Annotated in this window: 23 protein-coding genes; 13 read left to right on the top strand and 10 right to left on the bottom strand. The window is 57.0% G+C overall.

The features are described from left to right. Positions 1–58 precede the first annotated feature (58 nt). Complete coding sequence (locus LA5095_RS00890) at positions 59–649, top strand: DUF6101 family protein (protein WP_055111137.1); 591 nt, start codon at positions 59–61, stop codon at positions 647–649. A gap of 43 nt (positions 650–692) precedes the next feature. Here LA5095_RS00890 and ubiA read toward each other — a convergent pair whose 3' ends face one another. Then, entirely contained in the window at positions 693–1,640 is a 948-nt protein-coding gene (ubiA, locus tag LA5095_RS00885; RefSeq protein ID WP_055111135.1) for a 4-hydroxybenzoate octaprenyltransferase, read from the bottom strand. Positions 1,641–1,951: 311 nt separating this feature from the next. Between ubiA and purD the strand changes: the two genes are divergently transcribed. The 6 genes from purD (at position 1,952) to LA5095_RS00855 (ending at position 10,242) form a co-directional block, all read left to right on the top strand. After that, entirely contained in the window at positions 1,952–3,244 is a 1,293-nt protein-coding gene (purD, locus tag LA5095_RS00880) for a phosphoribosylamine--glycine ligase (RefSeq protein ID WP_055112568.1), read from the top strand. Between the two features lie 114 nt (positions 3,245–3,358). After that, positions 3,359–4,264: an alpha/beta fold hydrolase gene (locus LA5095_RS00875; protein ID WP_055111133.1), complete on the top strand. Its 906-nt coding sequence runs from the start codon at positions 3,359–3,361 to the stop codon at positions 4,262–4,264. Between the two features lie 287 nt (positions 4,265–4,551). Next, the gene (locus LA5095_RS00870; RefSeq protein WP_208992511.1) at positions 4,552–7,719 is read left to right on the top strand and encodes a sensor domain-containing protein; all 3,168 of its coding nucleotides are present in this window, start codon (positions 4,552–4,554) and stop codon (positions 7,717–7,719) included. 133 nt (positions 7,720–7,852) lie between these two features. After that, positions 7,853–8,716, top strand: coding sequence for a patatin-like phospholipase family protein (locus tag LA5095_RS00865; RefSeq protein ID WP_055111131.1), 864 nt, complete (start codon positions 7,853–7,855; stop codon positions 8,714–8,716). A 115-nt stretch (positions 8,717–8,831) separates the two neighbouring features. Beyond that, the gene (locus LA5095_RS00860; protein ID WP_055111129.1) at positions 8,832–9,170 is read left to right on the top strand and encodes a hypothetical protein; all 339 of its coding nucleotides are present in this window, start codon (positions 8,832–8,834) and stop codon (positions 9,168–9,170) included. A gap of 214 nt (positions 9,171–9,384) precedes the next feature. Continuing rightward, a complete protein-coding gene (locus tag LA5095_RS00855) occupies positions 9,385–10,242 on the top strand; it encodes an MBL fold metallo-hydrolase (protein WP_055111127.1) in 858 nt (285 codons plus the stop codon). 14 nt (positions 10,243–10,256) lie between these two features. Here LA5095_RS00855 and rsmD read toward each other — a convergent pair whose 3' ends face one another. Both rsmD and LA5095_RS00845 read right to left on the bottom strand, forming a co-directional pair. Next, positions 10,257–10,820 carry a 16S rRNA (guanine(966)-N(2))-methyltransferase RsmD gene (rsmD, locus tag LA5095_RS00850; protein ID WP_055111124.1) on the bottom strand — a complete coding sequence of 188 codons (564 nt, stop codon included), beginning with the start codon at positions 10,818–10,820 and terminating at the stop codon, positions 10,257–10,259. Then, positions 10,817–12,154, bottom strand: a complete 1,338-nt coding sequence (locus LA5095_RS00845) for a pseudouridine synthase (RefSeq protein WP_082442710.1) — start codon at positions 12,152–12,154, stop codon at positions 10,817–10,819. The genes rsmD and LA5095_RS00845 overlap by 4 nt, the downstream gene beginning before the upstream one ends. 177 nt (positions 12,155–12,331) lie before the next feature. Between LA5095_RS00845 and LA5095_RS00840 the strand changes: the two genes are divergently transcribed. After that, positions 12,332–12,799 carry a nucleoside deaminase gene (locus LA5095_RS00840; RefSeq protein WP_055112564.1) on the top strand — a complete coding sequence of 156 codons (468 nt, stop codon included), beginning with the start codon at positions 12,332–12,334 and terminating at the stop codon, positions 12,797–12,799. 142 nt (positions 12,800–12,941) lie between these two features. Next, positions 12,942–14,126, top strand: a complete 1,185-nt coding sequence (locus LA5095_RS00835; RefSeq protein WP_055111121.1) for a porin — start codon at positions 12,942–12,944, stop codon at positions 14,124–14,126. A gap of 138 nt (positions 14,127–14,264) precedes the next feature. Here LA5095_RS00835 and LA5095_RS00830 read toward each other — a convergent pair whose 3' ends face one another. The 3 genes from LA5095_RS00830 to mutL all read right to left on the bottom strand — a co-directional run bounded on the left by LA5095_RS00830 (position 14,265) and on the right by mutL (position 17,885). After that, positions 14,265–14,891 (bottom strand): HAD-IA family hydrolase, encoded by a 627-nt coding sequence (locus LA5095_RS00830; RefSeq protein ID WP_055111119.1) that lies wholly within the window; start codon positions 14,889–14,891, stop codon positions 14,265–14,267. A gap of 144 nt (positions 14,892–15,035) precedes the next feature. Then, entirely contained in the window at positions 15,036–15,908 is an 873-nt protein-coding gene (locus tag LA5095_RS00825) for an alpha/beta hydrolase (RefSeq protein WP_082442784.1), read from the bottom strand. 69 nt (positions 15,909–15,977) lie between these two features. Continuing rightward, positions 15,978–17,885, bottom strand: a complete 1,908-nt coding sequence (gene mutL / locus LA5095_RS00820; protein ID WP_055111115.1) for a DNA mismatch repair endonuclease MutL — start codon at positions 17,883–17,885, stop codon at positions 15,978–15,980. 111 nt (positions 17,886–17,996) lie between these two features. Between mutL and LA5095_RS00815 the strand changes: the two genes are divergently transcribed. Beyond that, the gene (locus LA5095_RS00815) at positions 17,997–18,872 is read left to right on the top strand and encodes a TIGR01459 family HAD-type hydrolase (RefSeq protein ID WP_055112562.1); all 876 of its coding nucleotides are present in this window, start codon (positions 17,997–17,999) and stop codon (positions 18,870–18,872) included. Between the two features lie 53 nt (positions 18,873–18,925). Here the strand turns inward: LA5095_RS00815 and LA5095_RS00810 are convergent, their stop codons facing one another. Both LA5095_RS00810 and LA5095_RS00805 read right to left on the bottom strand, forming a co-directional pair. Beyond that, positions 18,926–19,600: a protein phosphatase CheZ gene (locus LA5095_RS00810; RefSeq protein ID WP_173937285.1), complete on the bottom strand. Its 675-nt coding sequence runs from the start codon at positions 19,598–19,600 to the stop codon at positions 18,926–18,928. Positions 19,601–19,778: 178 nt separating this feature from the next. Then, positions 19,779–20,162: a response regulator gene (locus LA5095_RS00805; protein WP_029063701.1), complete on the bottom strand. Its 384-nt coding sequence runs from the start codon at positions 20,160–20,162 to the stop codon at positions 19,779–19,781. A gap of 251 nt (positions 20,163–20,413) precedes the next feature. Here LA5095_RS00805 and LA5095_RS00800 point away from each other — a divergent pair, with 251 nt between their 5' ends. From LA5095_RS00800 to LA5095_RS00790, 3 genes are all read left to right on the top strand, one after another. Next, on the top strand, positions 20,414–20,860 hold the full coding sequence (locus LA5095_RS00800) for a MaoC family dehydratase (protein WP_029063700.1): 447 nt from the start codon (positions 20,414–20,416) through the stop codon (positions 20,858–20,860). A 170-nt stretch (positions 20,861–21,030) separates the two neighbouring features. After that, positions 21,031–22,029 carry a bifunctional riboflavin kinase/FAD synthetase gene (locus LA5095_RS00795; protein WP_055111113.1) on the top strand — a complete coding sequence of 333 codons (999 nt, stop codon included), beginning with the start codon at positions 21,031–21,033 and terminating at the stop codon, positions 22,027–22,029. Continuing rightward, a complete protein-coding gene (locus tag LA5095_RS00790; protein ID WP_208992510.1) occupies positions 22,026–22,970 on the top strand; it encodes a DMT family transporter in 945 nt (314 codons plus the stop codon). Before LA5095_RS00795 ends, LA5095_RS00790 begins: the two co-directional genes overlap by 4 nt. On the opposite strand, the gene LA5095_RS00785 is transcribed toward LA5095_RS00790, so the two are convergent. Together LA5095_RS00785 and LA5095_RS00780 are read right to left on the bottom strand one after the other, a co-directional pair. Continuing rightward, on the bottom strand, positions 22,943–24,199 hold the full coding sequence (locus LA5095_RS00785) for a glycosyltransferase family 87 protein (protein ID WP_055111111.1): 1,257 nt from the start codon (positions 24,197–24,199) through the stop codon (positions 22,943–22,945). The genes LA5095_RS00790 and LA5095_RS00785 overlap by 28 nt on opposite strands. Then, positions 24,196–25,392: a glycosyltransferase family 87 protein gene (locus tag LA5095_RS00780; RefSeq protein WP_055111109.1), complete on the bottom strand. Its 1,197-nt coding sequence runs from the start codon at positions 25,390–25,392 to the stop codon at positions 24,196–24,198. The genes LA5095_RS00785 and LA5095_RS00780 overlap by 4 nt, the downstream gene beginning before the upstream one ends. Positions 25,393–25,607 lie beyond the last annotated feature (215 nt).

Here is a 25,607-nt window from a genome sequence, read left to right as displayed (position 1 = left end):
ACTTTTCTCCGTTACATTCAGCTTCATCAAGAGACCTGAAGGTCCGACGGAGAGTCATTTGAGACGTCAAACAGAACAACAGGCGCCAAAAGCAACCGGGAGCAATGCAGAAACAATACTGCATCCCGGTTGCCTGCCGGTCCGATTTGAACAAAGGCTCGAATGCCGCCCCGGAACACCCTCTCTTCCTGCTGAAATCTATATCGACCGCACAAGGGTCATCATAAAGCGACGCATTGCAGGTGTTCCCGTCAGGGTCATTGTCCCTGCAAACGGTTTCGATGGTGTCATGGTCCGGATCGTTCCGGGTGCCGCGCCTGGTAACATAACGGCTGCGCTTATCCTGAAACATCCCGACAGCGCCTTATCAATCACCCTCGCAGAGACGGAAAACTCCGACGAACTAGCCGTGCTTTGGAGCCGTTGGGCCCAAACGCTGAAACTGCCCATGCTCGTATGCGATCTTGGCGGTGAAGTTAAACCGATAGACGCATTCTGCGCGACACCCGCCGCAAATCCGGCTCCTCGACGCAAGCTGCGTCTGTTGACCGGCCGCCGTCCCCGTTTTCTGAACAGGCGCATACCTGGAACGGTGACCGATGCACCCGCAGTTTTCGGACATGAGCGGGAAATCATCGCAAGAACCTGAAGCCCAGCCAACTTCCCGTAACCGGAAGGCACTTCCTGGTCTCTCAAAGACCCACGCCAACCAGCGCATCGGTGACAAATCCGGCGAACAGGATCCAGCCATAGGTTCCGTTGGAACGAAAGAGCTTCAGGCACTGGTCGCCATCGTCGATGTCGAGCACGATCACTTGCCATCCCAGATGAACCACGCCTGCCAGGATACCTGCAAATGCCAACGGACCGGCGTCGGCAAATGCAGCTGCCAACGAAAAGAGCACCGTCGCACATCCATAAAGGGCAATCAGGGCCGGCTTCGTGCGATTCCCGAATAGGCGTGCCGTCGACCTGACACCGACAAGTGCATCGTCGTCCTTGTCCTGATGCGCGTAAATCGTGTCATAGCCGATCGTCCAGCATATGCCTCCAAAATACAAAAGGACGGGCGCTGGCGACAACGACCCGAAAACCGCGGCCCAACCCATGAGGGCTCCCCAGGAAAATGCAAATCCGAGGAACAGCTGCGGCCAGTTCGTAATGCGCTTCATGAATGGATAGATCGCGACCGGCAGCAGTGAGGCAAGGCCGAGAACTATCGAGAATGTGTTGAACTGCAACAAAACCAGCAACCCGATCAACGCTTGCACGATCAGGAAACTCCTGGCCTGGTTCTTGGTCACCTGACCTGCCGGTATCGGCCGGGACCGCGTCCGCTCGACCCTGGCATCAATGTCAACATCCAAAAGGTCGTTGTAGGTACATCCGGCGCCGCGCATTGCCACGGCTCCAACAAAGAACAGAACGAGATGCCAGGGGTTGGGCCACCCGTTGCCGGCTGCGATTGCGGCAAGCGCAGCTGACCACCAGCAAGGCCAAAGGAGCAACCACCATCCGATAGGCCGTTCCCACCTTGCTAGACGGGCATAAGGACGTAACCCGGCGGGCAAACGTGTATCGACCCAATGTTGCTTCACCGCGTCAGCGACCGGTCCCGTGTCCTTGGTGGAAAATAACATTCGCTGCCCTCTTTGAGTTTCGGACTTCTACCAAATTCGCGACGAAATACATCCTGCAATTGCCCCGGGATATCGGACAGCAAGCCCGTCCCGATGATGAGCGATGATCTGCCTTCTCCGTCTCCGCGTCCATATGACGGTTCGCCGCTCCCAGCAGGCTCTTTGTCTTCAACGACGGAAGGACGGTCTCACCTGCACTTGTTTGCCGGATTTGCAGGGACAGACCTGCCATGATAGACCGCGCAACTGCAACGCTGGCGTACCCGAATCCGCGTCAGCGAGACGGATCGTTCTCGAAAGATCGGCGATACATGAAACTGCTGCTTATCGGGTCCGGCGGGCGTGAGCACGCCCTTGCCTGGGCTTTGGCGAAATCCCCGAAACTGACCAAGCTTTACGCCGCTCCCGGAAATGCCGGGATCGCCGAAATCGCCGATCTGACCGACCTGAATGTTTCCGATCATGATGCCGTGATCGGGTTCTGTCGCGCAAAACAGATCGATCTCGTGGTTGTTGGTCCTGAAGCACCGCTTGTTGCCGGGATTGTCGACGACCTTGAAGCAGCCGGCATCAAGGCATTCGGACCAAGCCGAGCCGCCGCACAGCTGGAGGGATCCAAGGCATTCACAAAGGGTGTGTGTGATGACGCGGCAATTCCGACAGCCGGATATGGGCGTTTTGCCGATTGCGACGCCGCACTTTCCTACGTCCGCGACCAGGGAGCACCCATCGTCGTCAAGGCCGATGGTCTTGCGGCCGGAAAGGGTGTCGTGGTCGCCATGACCATTGGCGAAGCGGAAGACGCGGTCAAGGCCTGCTTCGAAGGTTCGTTCGGGGATGCCGGTGCCGAAGTGGTCATAGAAGAGTTCCTGCAAGGTGAAGAAGCCAGCTTCTTCGTGCTTTCCGACGGTACCCATGCCCTCCCCCTGGCAACCGCCCAGGATCACAAGCGCGCCTATGACGGCGACGAAGGACCCAATACCGGAGGAATGGGGGCTTACTCACCGGCACCCGTCCTGACAGGCGACCTGGTCACCCGGGTCATGGATCAAATCGTCAATCCGACGATCAAAACCCTGGCGGACCGCGGAACCCCTTTCAAAGGCGTTCTCTATGCCGGCCTGATGATCACTGCGGCTGGTCCGAAGCTGATTGAATACAACACCCGTTTCGGCGATCCGGAGTGCCAGGTCTTGATGCTGCGTCTCAAGAGCGACCTTCTGGAACTCATGCAGCGCAGCGTTGAAGGAACATTGGCAACTGCAAACGCCGACTGGAGCCATGAGAGTGCACTTACCGTCGTCATGGCCGCAAACGGATATCCGGCAGCATACGAAAAGGGCACCGAAATTCGTGGCCTCGAAAAGATAGGATCCGAGACGCTCGAAGTGTTTCATGCCGGCACCAAACGCGAGGATGAACGATTGCTGGCAAATGGAGGCCGGGTGCTGAATGTGACCGCGCTCGGTGATACGGTTCGCGACGCAAAAGCCCGCGCCTACGCGGCAGTCGGGCAGATAGACTGGCCGGAAGGCTTTTGCCGTAACGACATCGGTTGGCGCGCTGTTGAGCGCGAGGTAGCCGAAGGTACCGGAGACGAATAAAATTCCGGACACCCTTGCGGACTGAAGTGAGCAACAACAAGCCTGAAAAATCGTCTTGGCAGCATGTTCTGGTAGCCGATACTGTTTTGGTGTTCGTGGCCCGGGGAGAGCGTCTTGAAGAGTGATTTGCCCGATCTGTTTCCCGGATTCGAAACCAGATTCGTCGAAGCGAACGGGATAACCCTGTTTTGCCGGATCGGCGGGTCCGGCCCTCCTCTCCTGCTACTGCACGGCTACCCCCAATCGCATGTCATCTGGCATGAAATCGCATCAATCCTGTCGGCACATTTCACCCTTGTGATGCCTGATCTTCCCGGCTACGGAATGTCCTCCATTCCCCCGGTTTCCGGCAATCACGAGGCGTATTCAAAGCGGTCAATGGCGTCCGTCATGCGCGAAATGATGCGTGTGCTGGGGTACCGGACGTTTTTCGCAGCGGGACACGACCGGGGGGGCCGTGTTGGATACAGACTGGCCCTGGACCATCCGGATACGATCCCAAGGCTGGCCGTGCTCGATATCCTTCCCACGTCGGACTATTGGGACCGGATGAACCGCGTCTTCGGTCTTAAAGTCTATCACTGGATGTTTCTCGCACAGCCATTTCCATTCCCGGAGAAAATGATAGCCGCTGCACCAGTCCGATATCTGGAACACACATTGGCGAGCTGGACAGCGGAAAAAAACCTCGACTGTTTTGCGGAAGGGGCCCTGGAACATACCCGTGCCTGGTTCTGCGAGCCCGACCGGATCTCCGCATGCTGCGAAGACTATCGAGCAGGCGCGACAATCGACTATGAGCACGACATTGCCGACCGGAACGCCGGCAACATCATAAGGGCGAAAATGCTGGCCCTTTGGGGCGACAAAGGCATTGCAACAAGTGTCGACGACCCACTGGCGGTATGGCAGGCCTGGTGTCCACATGTCGAAGGACACTCCCTTGCCGCGGGCCACTTTCTGCCAGAGGAAGCACCAAAGGCCACTGGCGAGACCCTGCTCGACTTTTTCAGCTCCTGATTGAATAAAACTTGAATAAAATTTGAGCGATAAACTTCAATTCATCAGTACTGCCTGTAAAAAAAGTTGAAAAACCTGACTTTTTCAAAGTTGCGTGAATTGTCGCTTAATAGCGCTTAAGAATTCCATTCAAACCAATTTAACTATTCTAGTCTATTGAGAGAATGGGCAGAGAACGCTTGGAAAAAACGGCGCTTCATACTTGCGGCGACGAGACCCCGGCATCCTGGCCAATCAGTTAGCAGCTGCGGCTGCCGGGGGTATTTGTGCTGAGTATGGGCAAACAAGTGGCTGGGGAACAGGAGAAGCTGCGGGGACACGCGCCTCGTCAGGACCGGTTCAACGGTTTTCTGGACCGCCTCGTTGATCAGCTTTGTCCGGATGACCTGCATTTCGAAAAGCCATTACGCATCGTTTTCCTGTCCTTTCTGGCTTTGACCGTATGTGTTCTTACTGTTCAGAACATCGTTTCCGAATACCGGAATTTGCGTGAACCCCAGGAAGCGCTCGTCAACACCGCTGAACGCCTGCTGATGAAGCAAAAGAAGGTCGGCTCCGAAACGCTTGACGAAATTGTCGGTGCGCTTGGTGCGAATGAAGATCTTCTGAACGCGATCCGCAACAATGACCATCGACAGATCAAACAGGTTGCAGATGCACTGTTTGCCGTGAAATTTGACAATCTCAACGTGGTGGAACTTGCGATCTATTCCGCCAACCGGAACCTGATCTACCCGGCCAATGGCACGGCACCCGTCCGCGTTCCCGGCGCTGTCTTCAAGTCCGACCTGAATTCAACCGCCCCTGGCCGGAGCGACGGCATCGAATTCGGCCCGAACAACCAGTTCGTTGTCAGTGTCTTTCGCCCGTGGATATCCGACGGTCAATTGCTGGGATACCTGAAGCTGGCAATCGACATCGAACGCTCTCTGGCACTTGCAAGTGCTGCGGTGGACGCTCAGATCGTGAAATTGTGCGAATTGCCCGCGGCCAACGGAGACCCTGCCGGTTCGACACGTTACAAGATCCTTGGAAACCTTGCTCCATCGGGGTTTGATCTGGGCGTTTTTTCTGCCGGCGACCAAGACCTTGCCCGGATACATCCATTGTATCTTCAGGACGGCAAGGTCTTCATGGTTCGCGACCTGCCTATCGCGGTCACACAGAACGATCACGCATTCAAGCTGCTGCTGGTCAAAGACATTACCGACAACGTCTGGGCATTCTTGAACGGTATTGTCATTTCCCTGCTTGCCGGTATCGGCCTTTCTTTCATTGCTTGGGCCGTCATCCATCGCCTTCTTTCACGCTTGCAATCGTCTGTTCAGAAAACCCGCGCACGGCTCGAAGCAGAAGTCAGGGACTACACTGAGAAGCTGGAAAGGAATGCGTCAAAACTTATCGAAGCTCAACGTATTGCCACAGTTGGAAGCTGGGAAAGGGATGTTGCCACGAACGAGGTCAGCGCGACGGAAGAATATTATCGGATCATGAACCTGCCAGCTGGTCTTTCCTCGAAGAAGATCATCGAAAGAGTATACGCCCAAATACCTGAAAACGAGGCGCAGGCGGCCAAACTGATGGTCAGGCGTGCGATCGAGACCTGCGGCGAATTTGATTTCGAACACTCGCTGGTGCCAGAGAACGGTTCTCCACGCTACCTCCACATCCGCGGCTATGTGCTTTCCGGCCGGGACGGAACGGCGACCAAAGTCGTGGGAACCGTGCATGACATAACCGAACGCACACGGGCGGACCGCAAAAACAATCTGCTGGCCAATATTCTGGAATCTTCGCTCAATGAAATTTACATTCTCGACGCCAAGACTTTCCGCTTTGAACACGCCAACAAATGTGCCCTGAACAACCTCGGCTACAAGCTCGACGAACTTAAATCGCTGCAGATCTGGGACATAAATCCAATTTATGATCGGGATACGATCGAGCGGCAGACCAGGCCTCTACAGAACGGTGACATTGAGGGCGTGGCAGCGGAATGTCTGCACAAGCGCGTCGATGGTTCCGAGTATCCGGTAGATCTGCGCGTACAATTGCACCAGGACAAGGACCACGATCTTTTCGTCATCATTGCGAATGATGTCACCGAAAGGGTCCTGCGGGAGACTGAAACCCGTGAGGCCAGAGTACGGGCCGAGCGATTGGCCTATTTCGATCCACTCACCAAACTGTCCAATCGGGCTGGATGTCAGCGTGATGCGAAACAGCGCTTCGGCCACGACACCAAACCAGCATTCCTGGTGCATGTCGACATGGACAATTTCAAGCGCGTGAACGATACGCTCGGGCATCTTGCCGGCGATTATTGCCTTGAAGAAACCGGTCGCAGATTGCGCGAAGTCTCGCGCGGGCTAGGCACGCCCTATCGATGGGGCGGTGATGAGTTCGTCATTATTGCCGAAGCGAGCGACTCCGATCCGAACGAACTTTGCGAACGCGCACGTCGACTCATGCGCATGCCGATGGAGTTCAAGGGCAATCGGTTCTGGCCAACCGTCAGCATGGGCATTTCGCTGTGTCCAGAGGACGGATCGAACTTTGAAGACCTGCTTTTCAATGCCGACCTGGCGCTGTACCAGTCGAAGGAAAACGGCAAGGATCGGCTCACGTTCTTCCGGACCAGCATGAAGACCGAAAGCGAAACGGAAGCCAGGATCGAGCGGGAACTTCAGGACGCAGTCAAGAACAACCAGTTTTTCATGGTGTTCCAGCCGCAGGTCAATCTGCGCTCGCAAACGATAACCGGTATCGAGGCCCTGATCCGGTGGGACCATCCGGACCGAGGTGTTCTGTCGCCCGGTGGCTTCCTGCCTGTCGTCGAAAAAACGAGCCTTGCGCCGGTACTGGGCGAAGTCGTCATCGACCGGGCCATGGCGGCGGCAAAGTACTGGCTCGACACGGGACTCGACTTTGGACGGGTCTCGATAAACGTGTCGCCTGCACACCTGGCGTCCGGTCTGCTTGTCGACCATTTCAAGGCCGCGATGGCGAAATATCAGGTCCCGCCTGACCGCGTTACCGCCGAAGTGCTGGAATCGGTCTTTCTGAGCGATAATCGTTCAGGCCATCTGGCTGCGCTGCGGGAATTGTACGAACTTGGTGTTCACATTGAACTTGATGATTTCGGTACAGGTTATGCGTCGCTCACCCATGTGGCCGACCTGCCCATAAACGGTTTAAAAATCGACCGGTCCTTCACGAACCAAATGATTGACGACCCCAGAAAGGAAGCAGTGGTCAATCAGCTTATCCACCTCGCCCGATCGCTCAACATAAACATTGTCTGCGAAGGCGTGGAAACAGAAGCGCAGTATGACCGCCTGCGCATGATGGGCGATTTTTCCATCCAGGGCTTCCTGATTGCCGAACCAATGCCCCTAGATCAGATGACCGAATGGATGAGCGAAGCGTCCGACGATCTCTATTTCGTCATTTGACCGGGCGGCCGGCAGCTCGACAATTTGCGCGTTGACAGCACTCTTTCGAAGCGGATCGGTCCAGCCGAAGCTTGGAAAGACACAGTCCGGCACCCATCTGTCCCAAGGCACATTCATATGAAGGGCAATTCAGATGGCCTCAACACCCTTACCCGCCGGGACCCAACCGCGCATAGGTCTGACCCTTGGCAGTGGCGGCGCACGTGGCCTTGCCCACATTCCGGTTCTGGAAGCACTCGATGACCTGGGTTTGAGACCGGTCCAGATCGCGGGCACCTCGATCGGAGCAATCCTTGGCGCTGCTTATGCAAGCGGGCACAGCGGGCAGGATATCCGGCAGATTGTTCTCGACATTTTCGCCGACAGAAACACTGTCCTGTCCAAGGTCTGGCAATTGAGGCCGCGGCGGTTCGGCGACATGTTCCGGCCCGGACCGGTTCAGTTCGACCCCGAGCGTGTCCTTGAGGTCTTCGTTTCTGAATATCTGCCTGAAAATTTCGAAGATCTGCAGATACCGCTACGCCTGCTTGCAACGGATTTCTTCGGCGTCGAGGAGATCGACTTCGAAAAAGGACCACTCCTTCCGGCGGTTGCCGCGTCAATCGCAATTCCGGCGCTGTTTCGTCCTGTGAAGCACGGAGACCGGTTCCTGATCGACGGCGGTGTCGTCAACCCTCTCCCGTTCGAAGGCATGCGCTCCAACTGCGACATTGTCATCGCTGTCGACGTCGTCGGAGCACCGGTGCCGCGGCCTGAAAAGTCCGATATCAACATGCTGGACTCGCTGTTCGGGTCTGCGCAAATCCTCATGCAGACCATCACCAACCAGAAACTCAAAATGGAACAGCCGGATATTCTGGTTCGTCCTCCGCATGACACAACTCGCGTCCTCGATTTCATGAAAGCGGATCGGATCCTGGACAGGGCGGAACACTTGCGGGCAACGACCCGAGAACAATTGGCCAAATTGATAAAAGAGACAATGAAAGTAACCTGAATGTCACATAAGTAAATTTCACCAGACAACTGGATTTTATTGCAAAATATTTTCAAATTAATTGTTGTTTAACGATTTAATGAGATCTTATTCTTGAATAAATAGGGGCAAAACAATGCAACATACGCGGTCAATAGATCTGGAGGACTGCCCAGTTCCAGAGGATCTACTCAAACGCCTGCTCGACGCGACACTGAATGCAATCTCGGATGTCGGATCCCAGTTGACAGAGCCCCAGCGCGCCGCTCTTGCGGTTTACTGTTACCGGCGCTCTCACCTGCGCCAACTCGGCTTGTCGCTGGCAGCCCTTTGCAACCGGGCCGCATTGATGATGGAAGCCGGTCATGCCGGTGAACTCATTCACATGCAGGCACAGGCAAACACCAACAGCGATGTTGACGCCGACCGACGCCCGAGGGGCGGTAAGGCACCCGTCAGCCTCTACGTTGTTTGACAGTTCATTCGGGGCGGGTACTTCCTCCCTCCTGCCCCCACCTGCGGCAACCGCCTCCGTATAAGTGATACGCAGGCCGGTTGCCCTTTTCTTTCCAAAAGCCTTGCCGAGTTGCTCCTGAAACCGGATTTGAACATGTTTCGGCTATTCCTGCTTGCCAGTGACGATCTGACCGCTACTCTTTAGGGAACTGATAGAAACCGGGACCAGACACATGGCTTCAGGCGTTTCCGTTCTCAAACTGTCCCGGTACCGGGAAATCAATCCTGGCCGCGTCATTGCGGTTCTTCTGGGCATTTTCCTCTCGTTTGTGGCCCAACCGGCTTTTGCGATTTGTCAGCTGATCGCAAACGGTCCTTATCTCCAGCCCCAGGCCGATGCCGTCCGCGTCTGGCAAGCCTCGCTTCAGGCCGGAGAAGTTCAAATCCGTTACATCGGCCACTCGACGTTTGAACTCGAAACACCAGGTGGCGTGCGCATCGCAACCGACTACAACGACAGTGTCCGGCCCTTTCTCCCGCCCACGGTCGCGACGATGAACGGGGCTCATACGACCCACTACTCGCTAGCACCCGACCCGAGTATCGAACATCTGCTCTACGGCTGGAATCGCGAAGGTGGTCCAATGGACCACGACCTGACGGTTGAAGATGTCCGCATCCGGAACATCCAGACAAACATTCGCGGCTGGGACGGGGAAACCCGCAGGCTCGGCAATTCCATATTCATCTTCGAAATTGCCGATTTGTGTATTGCGCATCTGGGACACCTGCATCACAGGCTGACAAAGGACGACCTCGCCAGACTTGGTCAGATCGATGTCGTATTCGCGGCGATCGACAATTCCTCGACGCTCCGCCTGGACAGCCTGATGGATGTCTTGGCAGGCATCGGCCCGACCATGGTCATCCCGATGCACTTTCACTTTGCAGGTGCACTTCCGGCCTTCATGGGAAGGGCAACGGAAGCCGGCTACCGGATCGTCAGGGCAGAAACGCCGAAACTCGTGATCAGCCGATCCTCTCTGCCTGTGAACCCGACCGTCTACATCATGATGCCCGGAGGAACCTGACACCCGTTGCAGGGTCAATCAGCAAGCTGGTAGCGGAGAAATATTACCTGGCTGTCTCCGGTCAGCCGCCTGTCGATTTCTGAAAAACAATCGGGAACATCAGGCTCAACGCCAGCACGTTCTTCCAGAACGCAGATCGCTTCCGGCTTCAGCCATCCACCCTTCACGGCAGAACCCAGTGCCGCTTCCCCCAGTGCCTTCCCGTAAGGCGGGTCGGCAAAAACAAGATCGAACGGCTCGATTGTTCCGGCGTCACCGAGGCGGGTCGCATCACGGCGAAATATCTTGGCCACACCGTTCAGGCCGAAATTTTCCATGTTTCGCCGGATAACACCTCGCGCCTCCGCGCCCTCCTCTATGAAGGTGCAGTGGCGGGCACCTCGGCTCAGTGCCTCAAGGCCGAGAGCACCGGTGCCTGCGAAAAGATCAAGAACCCGAGCGTCCTCGACGTCGACGGCAACACCATGAGCAAGAATATTGAAGATGGTCTCACGCAGCCGATCGCTCGTCGGCCGTGTCATCTGGGATTTTGGCGCGGCAATCGCTTTTCCCTTGAAACGCCCGGAAACAATTCTCAAGAACGACCGCCTCCGCGCGGACGACCACCGCCTTTTGGTGGTCGGCGACCATCCTTATTGTCTTGATCCGCCCTGCTTTGCTGTGCCTTGTCCTCCAGCAAGCCGTCTTCGCTCCATATACGGCGCTGCGGCGTCCGGCGCTGTTCGCCAAATTCCTTTCGCGGCTTCGGTTCGGACGTCATGCGAAACTTGGATCTCGGTGAGACCTTTTCCTGCCGGGGACCAGCGCCGCCACGCTTGGCCTGCTTTCGATCCTGCCGGTCGTTCTTTGCGGTTTTGCGTTTGTCGGTCTCGGACTTGCCTTCCCGCGCAGTCAGCCATTTGCCCTGATTGCCACCCCGATCACCACCGGATTTGCGGCCGGAGCCGGATTCGGAGCTGCGGCGGCTGGCTGGGCTCTTTTTCGGAGTATCCTGTTTAGGCTGATGAAAAATCGGCGCATCAAAGTCGGCACCAGCTTCATTTGCGAGTGCCTCACCAAGCTGGTCGCGCAGGATCCTGCCCCGGATTTCACGGACATCGTTGTCCGGCAGGTCCATCAGCTGGAATGGCCCATAGGAAATCCGGATGAGCCGGTTCACCGTAATACCCAGATGCTCGAGGACCCGCTTGACTTCCCTGTTCTTGCCTTCGCGCAAACCGACCGTAAGCCAGATATTGCCACCCTGTTCCTTGTCGAGGGTTGCCTCGATGGCGCCGTAGAGAACTCCCTCTACCGCAATGCCGTCCTGCAACGCGTCAAGATCTGCCTGGGTGATCTTGCCGAAAGCACGGACACGGTACCGCCGCAGCCATCCCGTCGACGGCAGTTCAAGAACGCGTGCAAGGCCGCCGTCGTTTGTCAGCAACAGCAGTCCCTCGGTATTGATATCAAGCCTGCCGACAGTCAGGACACGGGGCAATTCCTTCGGCAACCTTTCGAACACCGTCGGACGGCCTTCCGGATCCTTGTTGGTCGTCACCAGTCCGCGCGGCTTGTGATAGAGCCACAGACGCGTCCGCTCGCGCATTGGCAATGGCTCTCCGTCGACGAGAACCTTGTCGTTCGCCGAAACGGTGATGGCAGGCGTGGCCAGCACCTTGCCGTTCAGCTGGACACGCCCCGCCTCGATCCAGGTCTCCGCTTCCCGGCGCGAACACAACCCTGCGCGGGCCATGACCTTCGCGATGCGTTCGCCGCGCTCCAGAGTATTGTCGGAGACCACGTTGGCCGGCTCGGCATCCGGCCTTTTCCTGGCGGGAGCCCTGGAGGGCTTTTTGCCCTGCACGCTTTTTCCGCGCCCTCGGCCTGATTGCGGTTCTGGGCGCTTTTGAGAAGGTTTTCTTGTCGTCATGGATGCGTCATAGCAGAGCTGGACCGTTTCGGAAATCGCCAGTTGACGTCCAATTCTGCAATGGAGCCCTTTTCCTGGTGCATGGCACGTGCGAAACAACTTGCGCACAGGACCCTTGAGGGGATCCGTGCGGACGACTTGAAGACCTATTCGGCGAACCTGAAATATCCTCGACACATGACCACAACCAGCATCAAGACCGAGAAAAACTCTTTCATGAACATCGCCCTTGAGGAAGCAGAAGCCGCTGCCGCAAGAGGGGAAGTTCCGGTAGGTGCCGTTCTGGTCAGGAACGGCACCATCCTGGCCCGCAACGGCAACCGGACGCTGGAGCTGCACGACCCGTCAGCGCATGCAGAGCTTCTCGTCATCCGGACCGCGTGCACGCTGCTGGAATCTCAACGCCTGACCGGCTGCGATCTCTATGTCACTCTGGAGCCATGTCCGATGTGCGCCGGGGCGATATCCTTTGCCCGGATCAGACGACTCTATTACGGAGCCGGTGACGAAAAGGGCGGCGCGGTAGATCACGGAACGCGATTCTTCTGTCAGCCGACCTGCCACCACGCACCAGAGGTCTATGCGGGCATCGGAGAAACCGACTCCGCAAAAATACTTAAAAACTTCTTTATTTCCAAGCGGTAACGGCAATCTTGCGTTGCGCAGAAGTCACAACACTTCGCTAAAAGTGCCGGAACCTTTTCTCGCTCGCGTTTTCCGTTGGCAAACCGTCTGGTCCATCATCCATACTTGCACGTATCGGCACCCGTGAACGCTGGAGTTTAAAATGTCCCGTCTTGTTGCTCTTGGTCTGCTTGCCGGCATTGCCAGCGCGACCGGCCCCGCCAACGCCGCCGATTTGCCGGTTGCGCCGGAGCCCATCGACTACGTCCGCATTTGCGATGCCTATGGTTCCCGTTTCTACTACATTCCCGGCACCGAGACTTGTTTGCGCGTCCGCGGCAGGGTTCGCACCGAGTTCCGGGTTCGCAATTTCGGCGAGGCCGAAAACTCATGGGGTAACAGGGACTCTGACGGGTATCAGTGGCGCTCCCGTGGCTACCTTTATCTCGATGCCCGCACGCAGACGGAATTCGGCACGCTCCGCGGCTTCATCGAAATGTACATGCAGCAGACCAACGAAAGCGCGGGCTATTCAATCGACAACGCCTATATCCAGTGGGGCGGATTGCTCGCAGGCCTGACAAACTCGAATTTCGATTTCTTTACCGGTTACTCGTTCAACGCCCAGGTCGAAAGCTATTCGGACCAGTCGCTGAACCAGGTGGCCTATACCTATGCCTTCGGCAACGGGTTCAACGCGACGATAGCCCTGGAGGACCGTTCCGATCGAGAGGCCAGCATCGGTCTCAACGGCGGTACGCTTGGATATGGCGGAACCCGGGTGCCGGATGCGATTGGCGTCCTCGGCGTAAGTCAGGGCTGGGGTGAAGCCCAGATCATGGGCGCCTTGCACCAGGTTTATCCGAACTCCGTTTACAACGGCACGACCGGCGGTTCTGAAGATGAACTCGGATGGGCCGTCGGTGCAGGTGTCGAAATCGAATTCGGCGGTTTTGCAAACGGCGGCAGCATCGCACTGCAGGGCGTTTATACAGACGGAGCGAGCGCCTATGGTTCGACCGGCTGGGACAGCCGCATTACCGATGCAGTCTGGAACGGCAACAGCACGGAAACCACCAAAACCTGGAACGTTTTCGGCGGTGTGAGCCTCGGCCTGACCGAAACCGTCGAACTCAACGTCGAAGGCGGTTATCACAATGTTGATGCGGGAACGAGTGCTTATGATTTCACGCAGTGGAGTGTGACGAGCAACCTCGTGTGGGAGCCCGTTTCGGGCCTTATCATCGGTCCTGAACTCCAGTACCGGGACATCGACTACAGTGCCGCTTCAGGCCTGAACGATACCTACCAGCTTTATGGTACCTTCCGGATGCAGCGTTCCTTCTAGTGCGCATCCCTTGAATGCTGGATTACCTGATGTCGAGAAGCGGTCTACACGGCAAGACACTTCGGGGCGCTGCGGGTGCCGGGCCTTCCATCACCTGAAGGACCGGTAACGTCAGGAGCGCAAACCGAGCCTCGATTTTCAGCTCAATCTGAATTCGATTGCCCGAAAGTCTGAAATCACCGGACAATCGGGTTTTGCGACATCCGGGCTGGCAAATCCGATCGCGATCACGTCGCTCCCGGCATTCAACCCGGCCTGAATACCTGCCGGGGCGTCTTCAAAAACCAAACACTGTCCGGCACTGGTGCCAAGCTTTTCTGCAGCCAGTGTGTAACCGGAAGGATCAGGTTTCCCGTGTTCGATATCTTCGGCAGTTATCAGCACTTCGGGAATTGGCAGGCCGGCTGCAGTCAACCGGCGAACAGCAAGATCGTGGCCGGCAGACGTTACGATGGCCCAACGGCCGGTCGGCAATTGGTTCAACAAATCAGCGGCCCCGGGGATTGCCACTATTCCGCGGACATCGTCAGTTTCTGCCGCCTCGATTTTGTCAGCCTCGGATTTGCAATCCGTGCCGGCTTTCGCGAATTCTCGAACGACATCAATTGTTCGTCGGCCATGTGAAACGGCAAGTATGGAAATGGGATCGAGTTCATTGGCAATTGCCCAATCCGTTAAAACACGCTCGATCACCACACGGGAATCCAAAAGCGTTCCGTCCATGTCGAACAGAACGGCTGAATAGGCTCGATCTAGCTGCAGCATGTTTTGATTTGTTCCTTTCACAAACAGTGCCGAAAAAAACCTGAACAGGTAGGTGCAGCAATGATACGGCGTGTTTCAGGTTTGCCAGGCCAGAGCGTGTCCTCTGTCCGACTTGCTCCGGGCTAAAGTGCCCGGAGCTGTGGTTCAGGTGCCTTCCCGGGCCCATTTGTCCCGGACGGCATCCCAGAGACCGGTCTTCCACAAATCGCTGTGACCCGCGCCCTCAATGATCAGGATTTCCTTGGGATCAGATGCGAATTCGAACAAGCGCTTGCCATGGTCGACCGGAATGACGGCGTCATCGGTTCCGTGAACAATCATCACCGGCGCACCGACTTTCCCGATCCGCTCGCGTGTTTTCATCGGGTCCTTCATCAGCATTTCAACAGGAAGCCAAGGATAGCTTTCGCCTGCCATGTCAACGAGTGCGGTATAAGGTGCTTCCAGCACAACAAGTCCTACATCAGAACGTTCGGCGCCCACGGCAGCTGCAAGTCCGGTTCCGAGGCTCTCGCCGTGGACAATGACCGGTGACCCGGCAGCTGCTGCCCTGTCGTAGTGCTCCAGCGCATCGGAAACGAGGGCGGCTTCCGATGGGCTTCCCTCGCTGCCAGCATAGCCGCGATGTGTTGGTGCATAGAGACCGTATCCGCTGTCCACGATCTGCTTGAACCGCTTCCAGCGGCCCGAGAGATTGCTCGAATTGCCGTGAAAATAGACAACAGTGGGAGTACCCGGATCCACCGGCTCCGCGGTCCAGACCGTTATCTTTGTTCCATCCGCCATTTCGACGATTTCGGCTGAAACAGTCTCAAGTCCCTTGTCTGCAGGTGTTTCCAGTTCGCCGCTTGGCACAAAAACGAAGCTACGCTGGTTCACATACATGTATCCTGCTGCCATGGCGTATGCGATGGCAGCGGCGATCACCAGTTTGATCAGACCCCGCCGAAACTTCGGCCAGGCACCCGCATGTTTTTCCTGTGCTCCCGCTGCACTGCCGGCTTCAGCCTCGGCCATGACACGCTCCTTGTTGCATTTGCCGTTGTTCCTACGCATGGCGGGTTGTTGCCGATCAGATTGCCGCGATCACTTGCGCCCGAAAAGCCTCTCAATGTCCGTCAGCTTGAGCTCGACCCAGGTCGGTCGGCCGTGATTGCACTGGCCTGATTTGGGCGTTGCCTCCATGTCGCGCAAGAGCGCGTCCATTTCTTCCGGACGCATTCGCCGGCCTGCGCGCACGGATCCGTGACATGCCATGGTCGCGGCTACATGGTCGAGTTTTTCCTTCAGGCCGTCCGCAGTGTCCCATTCCGCCAGCTCATCGGCCAGGTTTCTGACCATGCCCTGAATGTCCATGTCACCCAGCAATGCCGGAGTTTCCCTGACGGCGATCGCACCGGGACCGAATGCCTCCAGCACGAGTCCAACCTCTTCCAGGTCTGCCGCCTTTTCGTGCAAGCGGAGCGCATCTTCTTCCGCCAATTCGACAATTTCCGGGATCAGGAGAATCTGGCGCGCAACATCTTTCTTCGCCAGCGCCTCCTTCAGCCTTTCATAGACGAGCCTCTCGTGAGCCGCGTGCTGATCGACAATCACAACACCATCCGTGGTTTGTGAAATGATGTAGGTTTCATGAACCTGCGCGCGTGCAGCACCAAGAGGCAGTTCGGTCTTTCCGGTTTCGACTGGTTCCTGGTGAGCCCTTGCATCCGCGGATGGAACCGACATTTCGGCGAAACCGTTCTGAGCCCGGAAACTCTTCTGGGCTGTCTCGGCAAATCCCTCCATCGCCGCTCCGTCATCCTCCAGCGGACGGAAGACGTCCGGATTCCAGCGGTCGCCGGCTTGCGGACGGGCATGAGGATAAGCCTGAGCCTGGGCGCTTCTTCCGGTATTCCCCTGACCTGGCGTGTATGCACCTGCAGCGGAAGTCTGAAAGCCGGGTCCTTGGGAGCGCAGTGCATCGAGTGCGACTGCGGCGTTGGAGGTTGACGACCGGTGCCCGGCCTGAACGAGCGCCTGTTTGATGGCCCCGACGAGCAGTCCGCGAACCAGTTGGGAATCGCGAAATCTCACATCCGCCTTTGCCGGGTGCACATTGACATCCACCTGCGCCGGATCCAGTTCGAAAAAGAGAACGACGACGGGGTGCCGCTCTCTTGCCAGCACATCGGCATAGGCGCCGCGCAGTCCGGACAGCAACAGTTTGTCCTTTACCGGCCTGCCGTTGACAAAAAAGAACTGATGTTGGGCATTGCCGCGATGATGGGTCGGCAAACCGGCAAATCCGGTCAGGTGAACCCCTTCCCGCGCCGCATCTATTTCCATCGCGTTTTCGACGAATTCCTGCCCGAGTATCTGGGCGATCCTCGCAAGCTCGGGTTCATTGCCTCTTGCGGCCGGCCAGCTTTGCGCCTGCCGGTCAACGCCCGAAATCGAGAAACCGACTTCCGGATAGGCCAGAGCGATCCGTTTGACGATATCCGTGACCGCAGAGGTTTCCGCGCGGTCGGATTTCAGAAACTTCAATCGGGCCGGGGTCGCAAAGAACAGGTCTCTGACTTCAACCAGTGTTCCGCCGGCACGCGCGGCAGGTGCCAGCGGCTGTTCCCGTCCCCCTTCGACCGCAATCGCCCAGGCATGATCTTCTTCCCTGTGACGGGTCTGTATCGTCAGCCTCGCCACGGACCCGATGGATGGCAGGGCCTCTCCGCGAAATCCGAGAGTCCGGATATCGAAAAGGTCATCGTCGGATATCTTGGATGTACAATGTCGGCGGATTGCCAGTTTCAGGTCGTTCTGGCGCATGCCTTCGCCGTCATCGGCAACGCGCATGAGCGTCTTCCCACCGGCAGCGGTCACGATCTCGATATTCCGCGCTCCGGCATCAACGGCATTTTCAACCAGTTCCTTGATGACACTGGCGGGCCGCTCGATTACTTCGCCGGCCGCAATCTGGTTGATCACCTGTTCGCCAAGTTGCCTGACCTGCATGAAACTCCCTTTACTCGGTTTCGCACTGCGTCATGTTCCTATATGGTCCGCGCCGAGTTTGTCCCGATTCTTTCCCAGCTTATCAGATCAAGCACAATCCGAGTGAATGACATGACCGTTTCTGCACCGCTTCTGATTGACGGGCTTCGCGCCGTTGCTCCTTTCTACAAGGGGGTTCTGTGCGATGTCTGGGGTGTGCTTCACAACGGGGTTGCAGCGTTCGAGGAAGCACACAAGGCGCTGAGAGCCTATCGGGAAGAGACCGGCGGCAAGGTGGTACTGATCACGAACGCACCACGCCCGGCCAAACAGGTCGGGGAGATGCTTGCAAAACTCGGTGTTCCCGAAGAGGCCTACGACGATATCGTGACATCTGGCGATGTGACCCGGGCGATTCTGGAGGAACAGGGCAACAAGACCCTTCTGCATCTGGGGCCCAACAGGGATCAGCCGCTTTACTGGGACCTTGAAGCGACCTTCACCACAAATGACGACGAGGCGGAAGCGATCAGTTGCACCGGACTTGTGGACGACGAGAGGGAAACGCCCGACGACTACCGGGACCGGCTGCAAAAACTGGCCGACCGGAAGTTGCTCATGATCTGCGCCAATCCGGATATCGTGGTGGAACGTGGTGACCGGCTGGTCTGGTGTGCAGGAGCCTTGGCCCGGCTCTACGAAGATCTGGGCGGAGAAGTCGCCATTCTCGGCAAGCCGCACGCACCAATCTACCACGCCGCAATGAAACGGCTGGAAACGCTTGCGGGTGAACCGATTTCAAAGGAAGACGTTCTGGCCATTGGCGACGGTCTTCCCACGGATATCCGCGGAGCGGTCTCACAGGATATCGACGTCCTGTTTATTACCGCCGGAATTCACGCTTCGGACTTCGGACCCAGTGACGCTCCGGAAGAACACCTGATCCGCAAACGTCTGATCGAGGAGGGGCTGCGCGCAAGAGCTGCTCTGCCCCGGCTCTGGTGGTAGAAACAAAAAGGGCCGCCAGCGGCGACCCTTTGTTCAATCGGGATCGAGATTCTTCAGTCGAAAAGCTTGTCGATATCCGCCTGGGCGCCCATCAGCATTGAATCGATATCATCCTGCGAAACGCCTTCACCATCGTGTTGCGGACCGTGCAGGATCAGTTCACGCTTGCGGCGCTCTTCGTCGCTTTCCTGAAGTTCCGCATCCAGATCCTCCGGAATACGCAGATGTTCGATAAAGGACGAGACGCGTTCGTCGATATAATTCAGGGTTGTCACGACCTTTGAAATCCGCTGTCCCGTTATATCCTGGAAAGTGCAGGCTTCGAAGATGCTGATCATCTTGTTGCTGACCAGTTCCTGGTAGGCTTCCGTGTCGCTTGTGTCCGCCCCCATGATATCCTCGGCGGCTTCCATGATCGTGTTGGTGGCCTCTTCGGTCGCCTCGACAATCGCATCAAGCTCGCGTCCGGCATCAGGTATCTTGTTGCCGGTCATGTCATTTGCGCGCAGTTGGCAAATTTCTTCCTTCATGCGCGTAATTTCTTTGGCGATCAACTTGAGCTCTTCAGTCACCGTTGGCTGAACGGTCGACAGAAAGTCATGCATCGATCCGGACATGACCTCTGCAAGGTGCATCACGTCCGTGAGTGAGACTTCGCCATCACGATTTTTGTTCTGTTCCAGGAAATCTATAACGCGCGCAACGTTTTCCTGCTTTATATTGGCCATAAGGTTCACCCCCCGCATGAAAGCCATTCCTGAACGCAGCGGCAAACTTTGCGCCGCGTTCCTGCTTCAGAATCCCGATAGACCTGAGCACACCTGCCCGTCCGACAGCTGTGTCACGCCTTTGATCCCGGTTTGCGCCGGCGGAACACCCACTACTGGGCTCCGCCCGGCACAAAGGTCACTCGGAGAAAACAGCTTCGATCTTGCCCTTGAGCGTCTGAGCATTGAACGGCTTCACGATGTAGTTGTTCACACCGGCTTTCTTTGCGGCAATGACGTTTTCCGTCTTGGATTCCGCAGTGACCATAATGAACGGGGTTTTGCTGAGACCAGAATCGGAACGAACCTGCTTGAGCAGTTCGTAGCCGGTCATCGGCTCCATATTCCAGTCCGAAATGACCAGGCCGTAACGGCGCTGCTTCATTTTTTCCAGGGCTTCGGTGCCATCCGCGGCATCGTCGATGTCTTCGAAACCAAGTTGCTTCAACAGGTTCCGAATGATGCGAATCATCGTTTTGTAGTCATCGACCACGAGGACCGGCATCTGAAGATCAAGGGCCATTGTCTACTCCATACTGTCAATTGGCGCGGCCCCTGGCCGTGGGCCGGTGGAAACGCGATATGACTCTGAAGGAGAGCAACACAATTACTGTGTCCTCACCTCCCCACACCCGGCATAATCTACCTGCTGGCCCTGAAAAGACCGTTAATAACGCGCGTATTTTTCTTCGCCGAAAGCATAATTGCCAGAAAACCCTTGCGGGCCTAGCGTTCTCGCCGGTTGGAAACAAGAAAAAACCGGGCGGAATTGGCATGTTGGAACTGCGAACACTCTGTTTCGAAGATCTGGAAACGGGAATGCGGGAAGAACTGGTGAAACACGTCAGTTCTTCTGATGTCGTAGGCTTCGCCGAAGTCTCGGGGGACCGGAACCCCATTCACCTGTCGGAGCACTTTGCAGCACGCACACCTTTCAAAACCCGGATTGCGCATGGCCTTTACACCGCAAGTCTCATTTCGGCGGTGCTCGGGACCCGTCTTCCCGGCCCAGGTGCGATTTATCTTTCCCAGACACTCAATTTCAAGGCACCGGTCAGGATCGGTGACGACGTAAAGGTAACGGTCACGGTCGAAGAACTCATGGAACGGGGAAACCGCGCCCGGCTTTCCTGCATCTGCAGCGTCGAGGATCAGGTGGTTCTGGAAGGTGAAGCCCTGGTGAAGGTCCCTCGCCGTGACGAGGACAGATCGCGTATCTGACCGCAAAGCATCGGCCGACCGGTTTACGATGTCTACCGACCTTGACGTTTTCACGCGCAGACGGCAGTTTCCACGCCAGCATCAGCGAGCGGACACATCACGTGCCCCCGTTCCCACTGCCGTTTCCCGAGAAGCCGTTCCGGCCGACACACTGCGCGAAGGTTTGCTGCATGAGCCCGTCTCAATCCGCCAGTTTCTTGTACGCCGAGAATCTGGACGCGTTTCCTGAAGAATTGAAAGGCGGCATCGTCGCAATCGGAAATTTTGATGGCGTGCATCGGGGGCACAGAGCCGTACTGGGCGCGGCATTGGGGCTTGGCCACGGCACGCACCATCCGGTTTTCGCCATGAGTTTCGAACCGCATCCGAGAACAGTGTTCAATCCTTCCAAACCGGTCTACCGGCTGACGCCTCCGCCGTTGAAGGTCGAGATGCTGAATGCGTGCGGACTGGACGGGGCTCTTATCCTGCCGTTTACCCGGGAATTCGCCGGCATTGAAGCAAACGCCTTTGTTCAGGACATCCTGATTGACACACTCGGCATTTCGCACGCGGTCACGGGCTATGATTTCCACTTCGGCCGGGCGCGACAAGGAACACCCGACTATCTGCGCATGGCAGGCGCTGAAAACGGTTTCGGTGTCACGATCGTTCAGCGTGAAGAAGATGAAGGCGCCGAAGTCATTTCCTCCACCCGGATTCGCGACTGCCTCGCACAAGGAGACGTAGCGCAGGCCAATGCCCTGCTCGGGTACCGGTGGTATTTCGATGCAACGGTCGAACACGGCGACAAGCGCGGGCGTGACCTCGGCTATCCGACAGCGAACCTGCATCTGAGCGGTGACAGTCCGCTTCTCCAAGGCATTTACGCGGTCAAGGTGCGGACGGAAAACGGCTGGCATGACGGTGTCGCCAGCTATGGCAGACGGCCTACTTTCGACGACGGCGCGGTCGTGTTCGAAGTCTTCCTGTTCGATTTCAGCGGTGACCTATACGGCCAGACACTGAGAATACACCTTGTTTCCTATCTCCGGGGAGAGGACAAGTTCGACTCGGCCGAGGCCCTCGTTGCGCAGATGGATCGTGACAGCGCCGAAGCGAGAGCGGCATTGCAATCCCTCCAACCCCTTTCGGAAATCGACATGAAGTTGCTGGATCTTGCCACGTGACGAAAGTCTCAGCCCGGGCACCGGTCGAACCTAATCCGCTATTTGCAATTTTTCTGATGACAACAGCAATGCTGATCGTTCCGGTCATGGATATCATTGCAAAATACCTGTCGTCGGCGCTACCGGCACTTGAAGTTACCTTCGGCCGATTTTTTTTCCAGTTCGTGATCTGCCTCTGTATCGCACTTGTCACCGGACGGATAATGCGGCTCAGGGCCAGGCAGCCGGTCATCAATTTTCTGCGTGGCATCCTGCTCGCGATTGCATCGCTCAGTTTTTTCACCGCCGTCAAATACATGTCGGTCGCAACGGCGATCTCGATCTTTTTCATAGAACCGATGGTCTTGACCATGCTGGCCGCGCTGATCCTGAAAGAACAGGTCGGCATCCGCAGGATCGGCGCCATTCTTGTCGGGCTTCTGGGCGCCATCTTCATCCTGCGCCCAAGCCTGGCAGAAATCGGACTTGTCAGTCTACTGCCCGTTTTGACCGCATTCTTGTTTTCCTTTTATCTTCTGATCAACAAACTTTACCCGGTGGAAGACGACTTGCTCACGATCCAGTTCGGCGCCGGTCTATCAGGTGCGCTACTGCTGGGTACGGCTTTGCTGATCGGATCGTACGGACAATTTGAAGGCTACGAGTTCGAAGTCCCCACACTTCCGCAAACGGCCTTGCTTGCGCTCATCGGGCTGATTTCATTCGCCGCCCATGGACTCGTTGTTGCCGCTTTCCAGCGCGGCAGTGCCAGCCTGCTCGCACCGCTGCAATATGTCGAAATCGTCAGCGCGACGCTGTTCGGCTATCTTGTCTTTTCAGACTTTCCCGATGGTCCCACATGGATAGGGATAGCACTCATCATCGGCAGCGGGCTCTATATCGCGCACCGTGAACGGAAGCTGAAAAAGAAAACTCAGGCCGATGCCGTTCCGGAGATGTGATCCGGTTCACGTTCCTGTTGCCGTGCACGATCGATGAGCTGCATGCGCCGCATTCCAAGAAACAGGATCGCTGCCGGCAAAAGCGGTGCCATCGGAATGCCAAGCAGGATGGCAAATGGTGCCGTCGATGCGGACAGTCCGATGACCACGGCAAGCAAAATCCTGTCATACGGGAAAAACCCTCGATCGAGCCCTTCCCTGATCAAAAACGCACACGGGATGACGAGAAGCGTCAGGTCATAGGTGAGTGCAAACGGTGTTACCAGGAGGGTTCCGCCAATCAGTGATGCGGACCGGACGGCCATGTCGCCCGTTCTGCGCCAGGTCTTCCAGACGCAGATGAGCGCGCCGAGGCCGACCAACATCTGCGCAGCCATCGAAATCTCATGGCCAAGCCCGAATTGACGGAAGCTGCCATAGACAGAAATCATCTTGCCCCATTCGACACCGCCAAGCTCCATCATTGCTGCTGCGACCGGCGCCTGTTGCCAGAACATCAGCCAGACACCGGCGCCGAGCACAGCAGCGCTTAGGCCCGCAAACACCAATGTGGTCACCGACGCGCCGAGGAAGGCTCGCCAGTTCAAGCTGGCAACAAGCGCGACCGGGACAAGAATTCCGAGTTGCGGCTTTATCGTCAGCAAACCGAGAGCAAACCCGGCCAGCATCATGCGCTGTCGCTCGATACCGACGAGAAAGAATCCGTAAAGAGCGGCGGTCAGGGCCGCATTCTGTCCGTGAAACGCATTGTTTGCACAGGCCGGGATGAGGATCAGGCACGCGGCGAGCAGCCACTTGCCGGTGATCAGCCTGCAGGAAAGGCACAAGAGCGCAGTGGTTGAAATCACGAAAGCCGCAAAGGCCATCTTGTAAGGAAGCGCAGCAAAAACGCTCAGGAGAAGCTGGAAAGTCGGCGGATAAAAGAAGCCGAAGACCGTTTCGGACCCCGAGATTTCGACCTGCAATGCCGAAAACTCGGCGGGAACATAGACAATTTCAGGGACTCCGGCGAGCGCCTGCCGTCCTGCAAGCCAGAAACTGAAATAGTCCATCAGCACGGTGCCGTTGGGCGCGCCGAAAGCGTTGGGAACAACCAGCAACCAGATAAGGCCGAGACTGAGGCCGATGGCGGAGCAAAGGCACGCGAAGCCGATCCGGTCCCAGGTAAGCCAGGCCCCCTCGCGAATCCCCTTTTGCCAGATCATTGCGGCGCGGTTTCGCGCTTTCATGACTGCACCTCCTTGCCGATACGACCAGAAAAACTGACAAGGCGCATTGACACAAAAAGGATGATTGCCGGTGCAACAAGACCGAGCGGCACTCCCGAGACAGCCCCGATATATCTTGAGGAGGCAGAGAGCAGCACCGCGAGGGCAACCAGCGTCCACATGTACGGGAATGCCTGCTTGCCGTTTGTGGCCTGCACCAAAAACGCGATCGCGACAGCCAGGGCCGCCAGGTCATAGGGCAGCACATAGGGTGTCGCAAAGAACCCGGCCGAAACCAGAACCGCTGCCTTCAGACCGAAAGCCTCGTCGGATCCCCAGACTTTCCAGACCACCCACAGGGCCGCGAGGGACGCCGCGCCCTGAACCGCATAAGCGGGCAGCGCGTCCAGGCCGATCAGGCGAACAGAGGCGTAGACGGATGCCATCTTGTAAAATCCTGCCATTCCCTGGTCGGTTGCCTGGCCGGTGAACGCGGCCTGTTCCAGAAAAGCCTGCCAGGTACCGGAACCCAGCACAATCCAGCTCAGCGCGGCAACGGCGATCGCGGTGACAGCGGCCGACGAGAATGCCCTGTAGTAACCAGCCGCCAGGAACGCGAAAGGCAGAAGAACGCCCATTTGCGGCTTTATCGTCAACAGACCGATGAACAGCCCGGCCAACACTTCGCGGCGCTCCGACAAGGCAACAAGACCGGCTCCCAGCAATGCAGCGCACAGAAGTGCATTTTGTCCGTGAAACACTGCATTGAACGTTGCGGGCATCGCTGCGATCAGCAGAACCCCGGTCCAATTGCGCAGGATGCGTGCGCAGACCGCGCCGGCGAATGCCAGGCTGACCACTTGTGACATCACATAGGCCGGGATTGCAGCCATCGTCCCAAGAGGAGCCAGAATGAGTAAAAAGGTCGGCGGGTAGAAGAACGGATAGAAGGCACCGGGTTCAAGATAAGGCGCTTGCAGCGCAAGAAAGGCTTCATTGTCGTAGGCAACCTGGGGCGTGCCCCGCACAACCTCCGAGCCCGCCAACCAGAAACAAAGGAAGTCGTTTATAGGCACGCCAGTGGCGGTCACGGCCGGTCCGGCCGGTGAAAAGAAATAGATCAGCACCGCGCAATAGGCCGTGACGGCCATGAGACCTGCCGGGATCAGGCGATCCCGTGTCGCCCAGTACCCATCTGCAAAATACGCGGCCATGCCGTCCTCTTGATCAAGCTCCTCCTCTTCATAAACTGCCAGCCGTTAAAGAAAGCCTGCCATTCCGGCAGTCGAGTACCCACGAAATACTGCAGACCTCTTTATTCGGCCTGCAAGTGCTGCTATGTCCCATCCCATGCACGACATGCCACTCATATTCATCGGCTCTGAGATGATCGCGATTACGCGAATTACCTGCCCGGCCTTCGGCTGAC

The organism is Roseibium album, from assembly GCF_001404515.1.
GTDB classification, from domain to species: domain Bacteria; phylum Pseudomonadota; class Alphaproteobacteria; order Rhizobiales; family Stappiaceae; genus Roseibium; species Roseibium album.
The sequence above is the reverse complement of the archived record's forward strand: the minus strand, read 5'-3'. Positions and strand labels throughout refer to the sequence as shown.

Coding starts and splice junctions, on each gene's coding strand:
- LA5095_RS00860 (WP_055111129.1), top strand. CDS start 8,832: ATGCAACATACGCGGTCAATAGATCTGGAGGACTGCCCAGTTCCAGAG.
- LA5095_RS00865 (WP_055111131.1), top strand. CDS start 7,853: ATGGCCTCAACACCCTTACCCGCCGGGACCCAACCGCGCATAGGTCTG.
- purD (WP_055112568.1), top strand. CDS start 1,952: ATGAAACTGCTGCTTATCGGGTCCGGCGGGCGTGAGCACGCCCTTGCC.
- LA5095_RS00805 (WP_029063701.1), bottom strand. CDS start 20,162: ATGGCCCTTGATCTTCAGATGCCGGTCCTCGTGGTCGATGACTACAAA.
- LA5095_RS00845 (WP_082442710.1), bottom strand. CDS start 12,154: ATGACGACAAGAAAACCTTCTCAAAAGCGCCCAGAACCGCAATCAGGC.
- LA5095_RS00810 (WP_173937285.1), bottom strand. CDS start 19,600: ATGGCCAATATAAAGCAGGAAAACGTTGCGCGCGTTATAGATTTCCTG.
- LA5095_RS00800 (WP_029063700.1), top strand. CDS start 20,414: ATGTTGGAACTGCGAACACTCTGTTTCGAAGATCTGGAAACGGGAATG.
- ubiA (WP_055111135.1), bottom strand. CDS start 1,640: ATGTTATTTTCCACCAAGGACACGGGACCGGTCGCTGACGCGGTGAAG.
- LA5095_RS00830 (WP_055111119.1), bottom strand. CDS start 14,891: ATGCTGCAGCTAGATCGAGCCTATTCAGCCGTTCTGTTCGACATGGAC.
- LA5095_RS00815 (WP_055112562.1), top strand. CDS start 17,997: ATGACCGTTTCTGCACCGCTTCTGATTGACGGGCTTCGCGCCGTTGCT.
- LA5095_RS00785 (WP_055111111.1), bottom strand. CDS start 24,199: ATGAAAGCGCGAAACCGCGCCGCAATGATCTGGCAAAAGGGGATTCGC.
- LA5095_RS00840 (WP_055112564.1), top strand. CDS start 12,332: ATGACCACAACCAGCATCAAGACCGAGAAAAACTCTTTCATGAACATC.
- mutL (WP_055111115.1), bottom strand. CDS start 17,885: ATGCAGGTCAGGCAACTTGGCGAACAGGTGATCAACCAGATTGCGGCC.
- LA5095_RS00825 (WP_082442784.1), bottom strand. CDS start 15,908: ATGGCCGAGGCTGAAGCCGGCAGTGCAGCGGGAGCACAGGAAAAACAT.
- LA5095_RS00795 (WP_055111113.1), top strand. CDS start 21,031: ATGAGCCCGTCTCAATCCGCCAGTTTCTTGTACGCCGAGAATCTGGAC.
- LA5095_RS00835 (WP_055111121.1), top strand. CDS start 12,942: ATGTCCCGTCTTGTTGCTCTTGGTCTGCTTGCCGGCATTGCCAGCGCG.
- LA5095_RS00780 (WP_055111109.1), bottom strand. CDS start 25,392: ATGGCCGCGTATTTTGCAGATGGGTACTGGGCGACACGGGATCGCCTG.
- LA5095_RS00855 (WP_055111127.1), top strand. CDS start 9,385: ATGGCTTCAGGCGTTTCCGTTCTCAAACTGTCCCGGTACCGGGAAATC.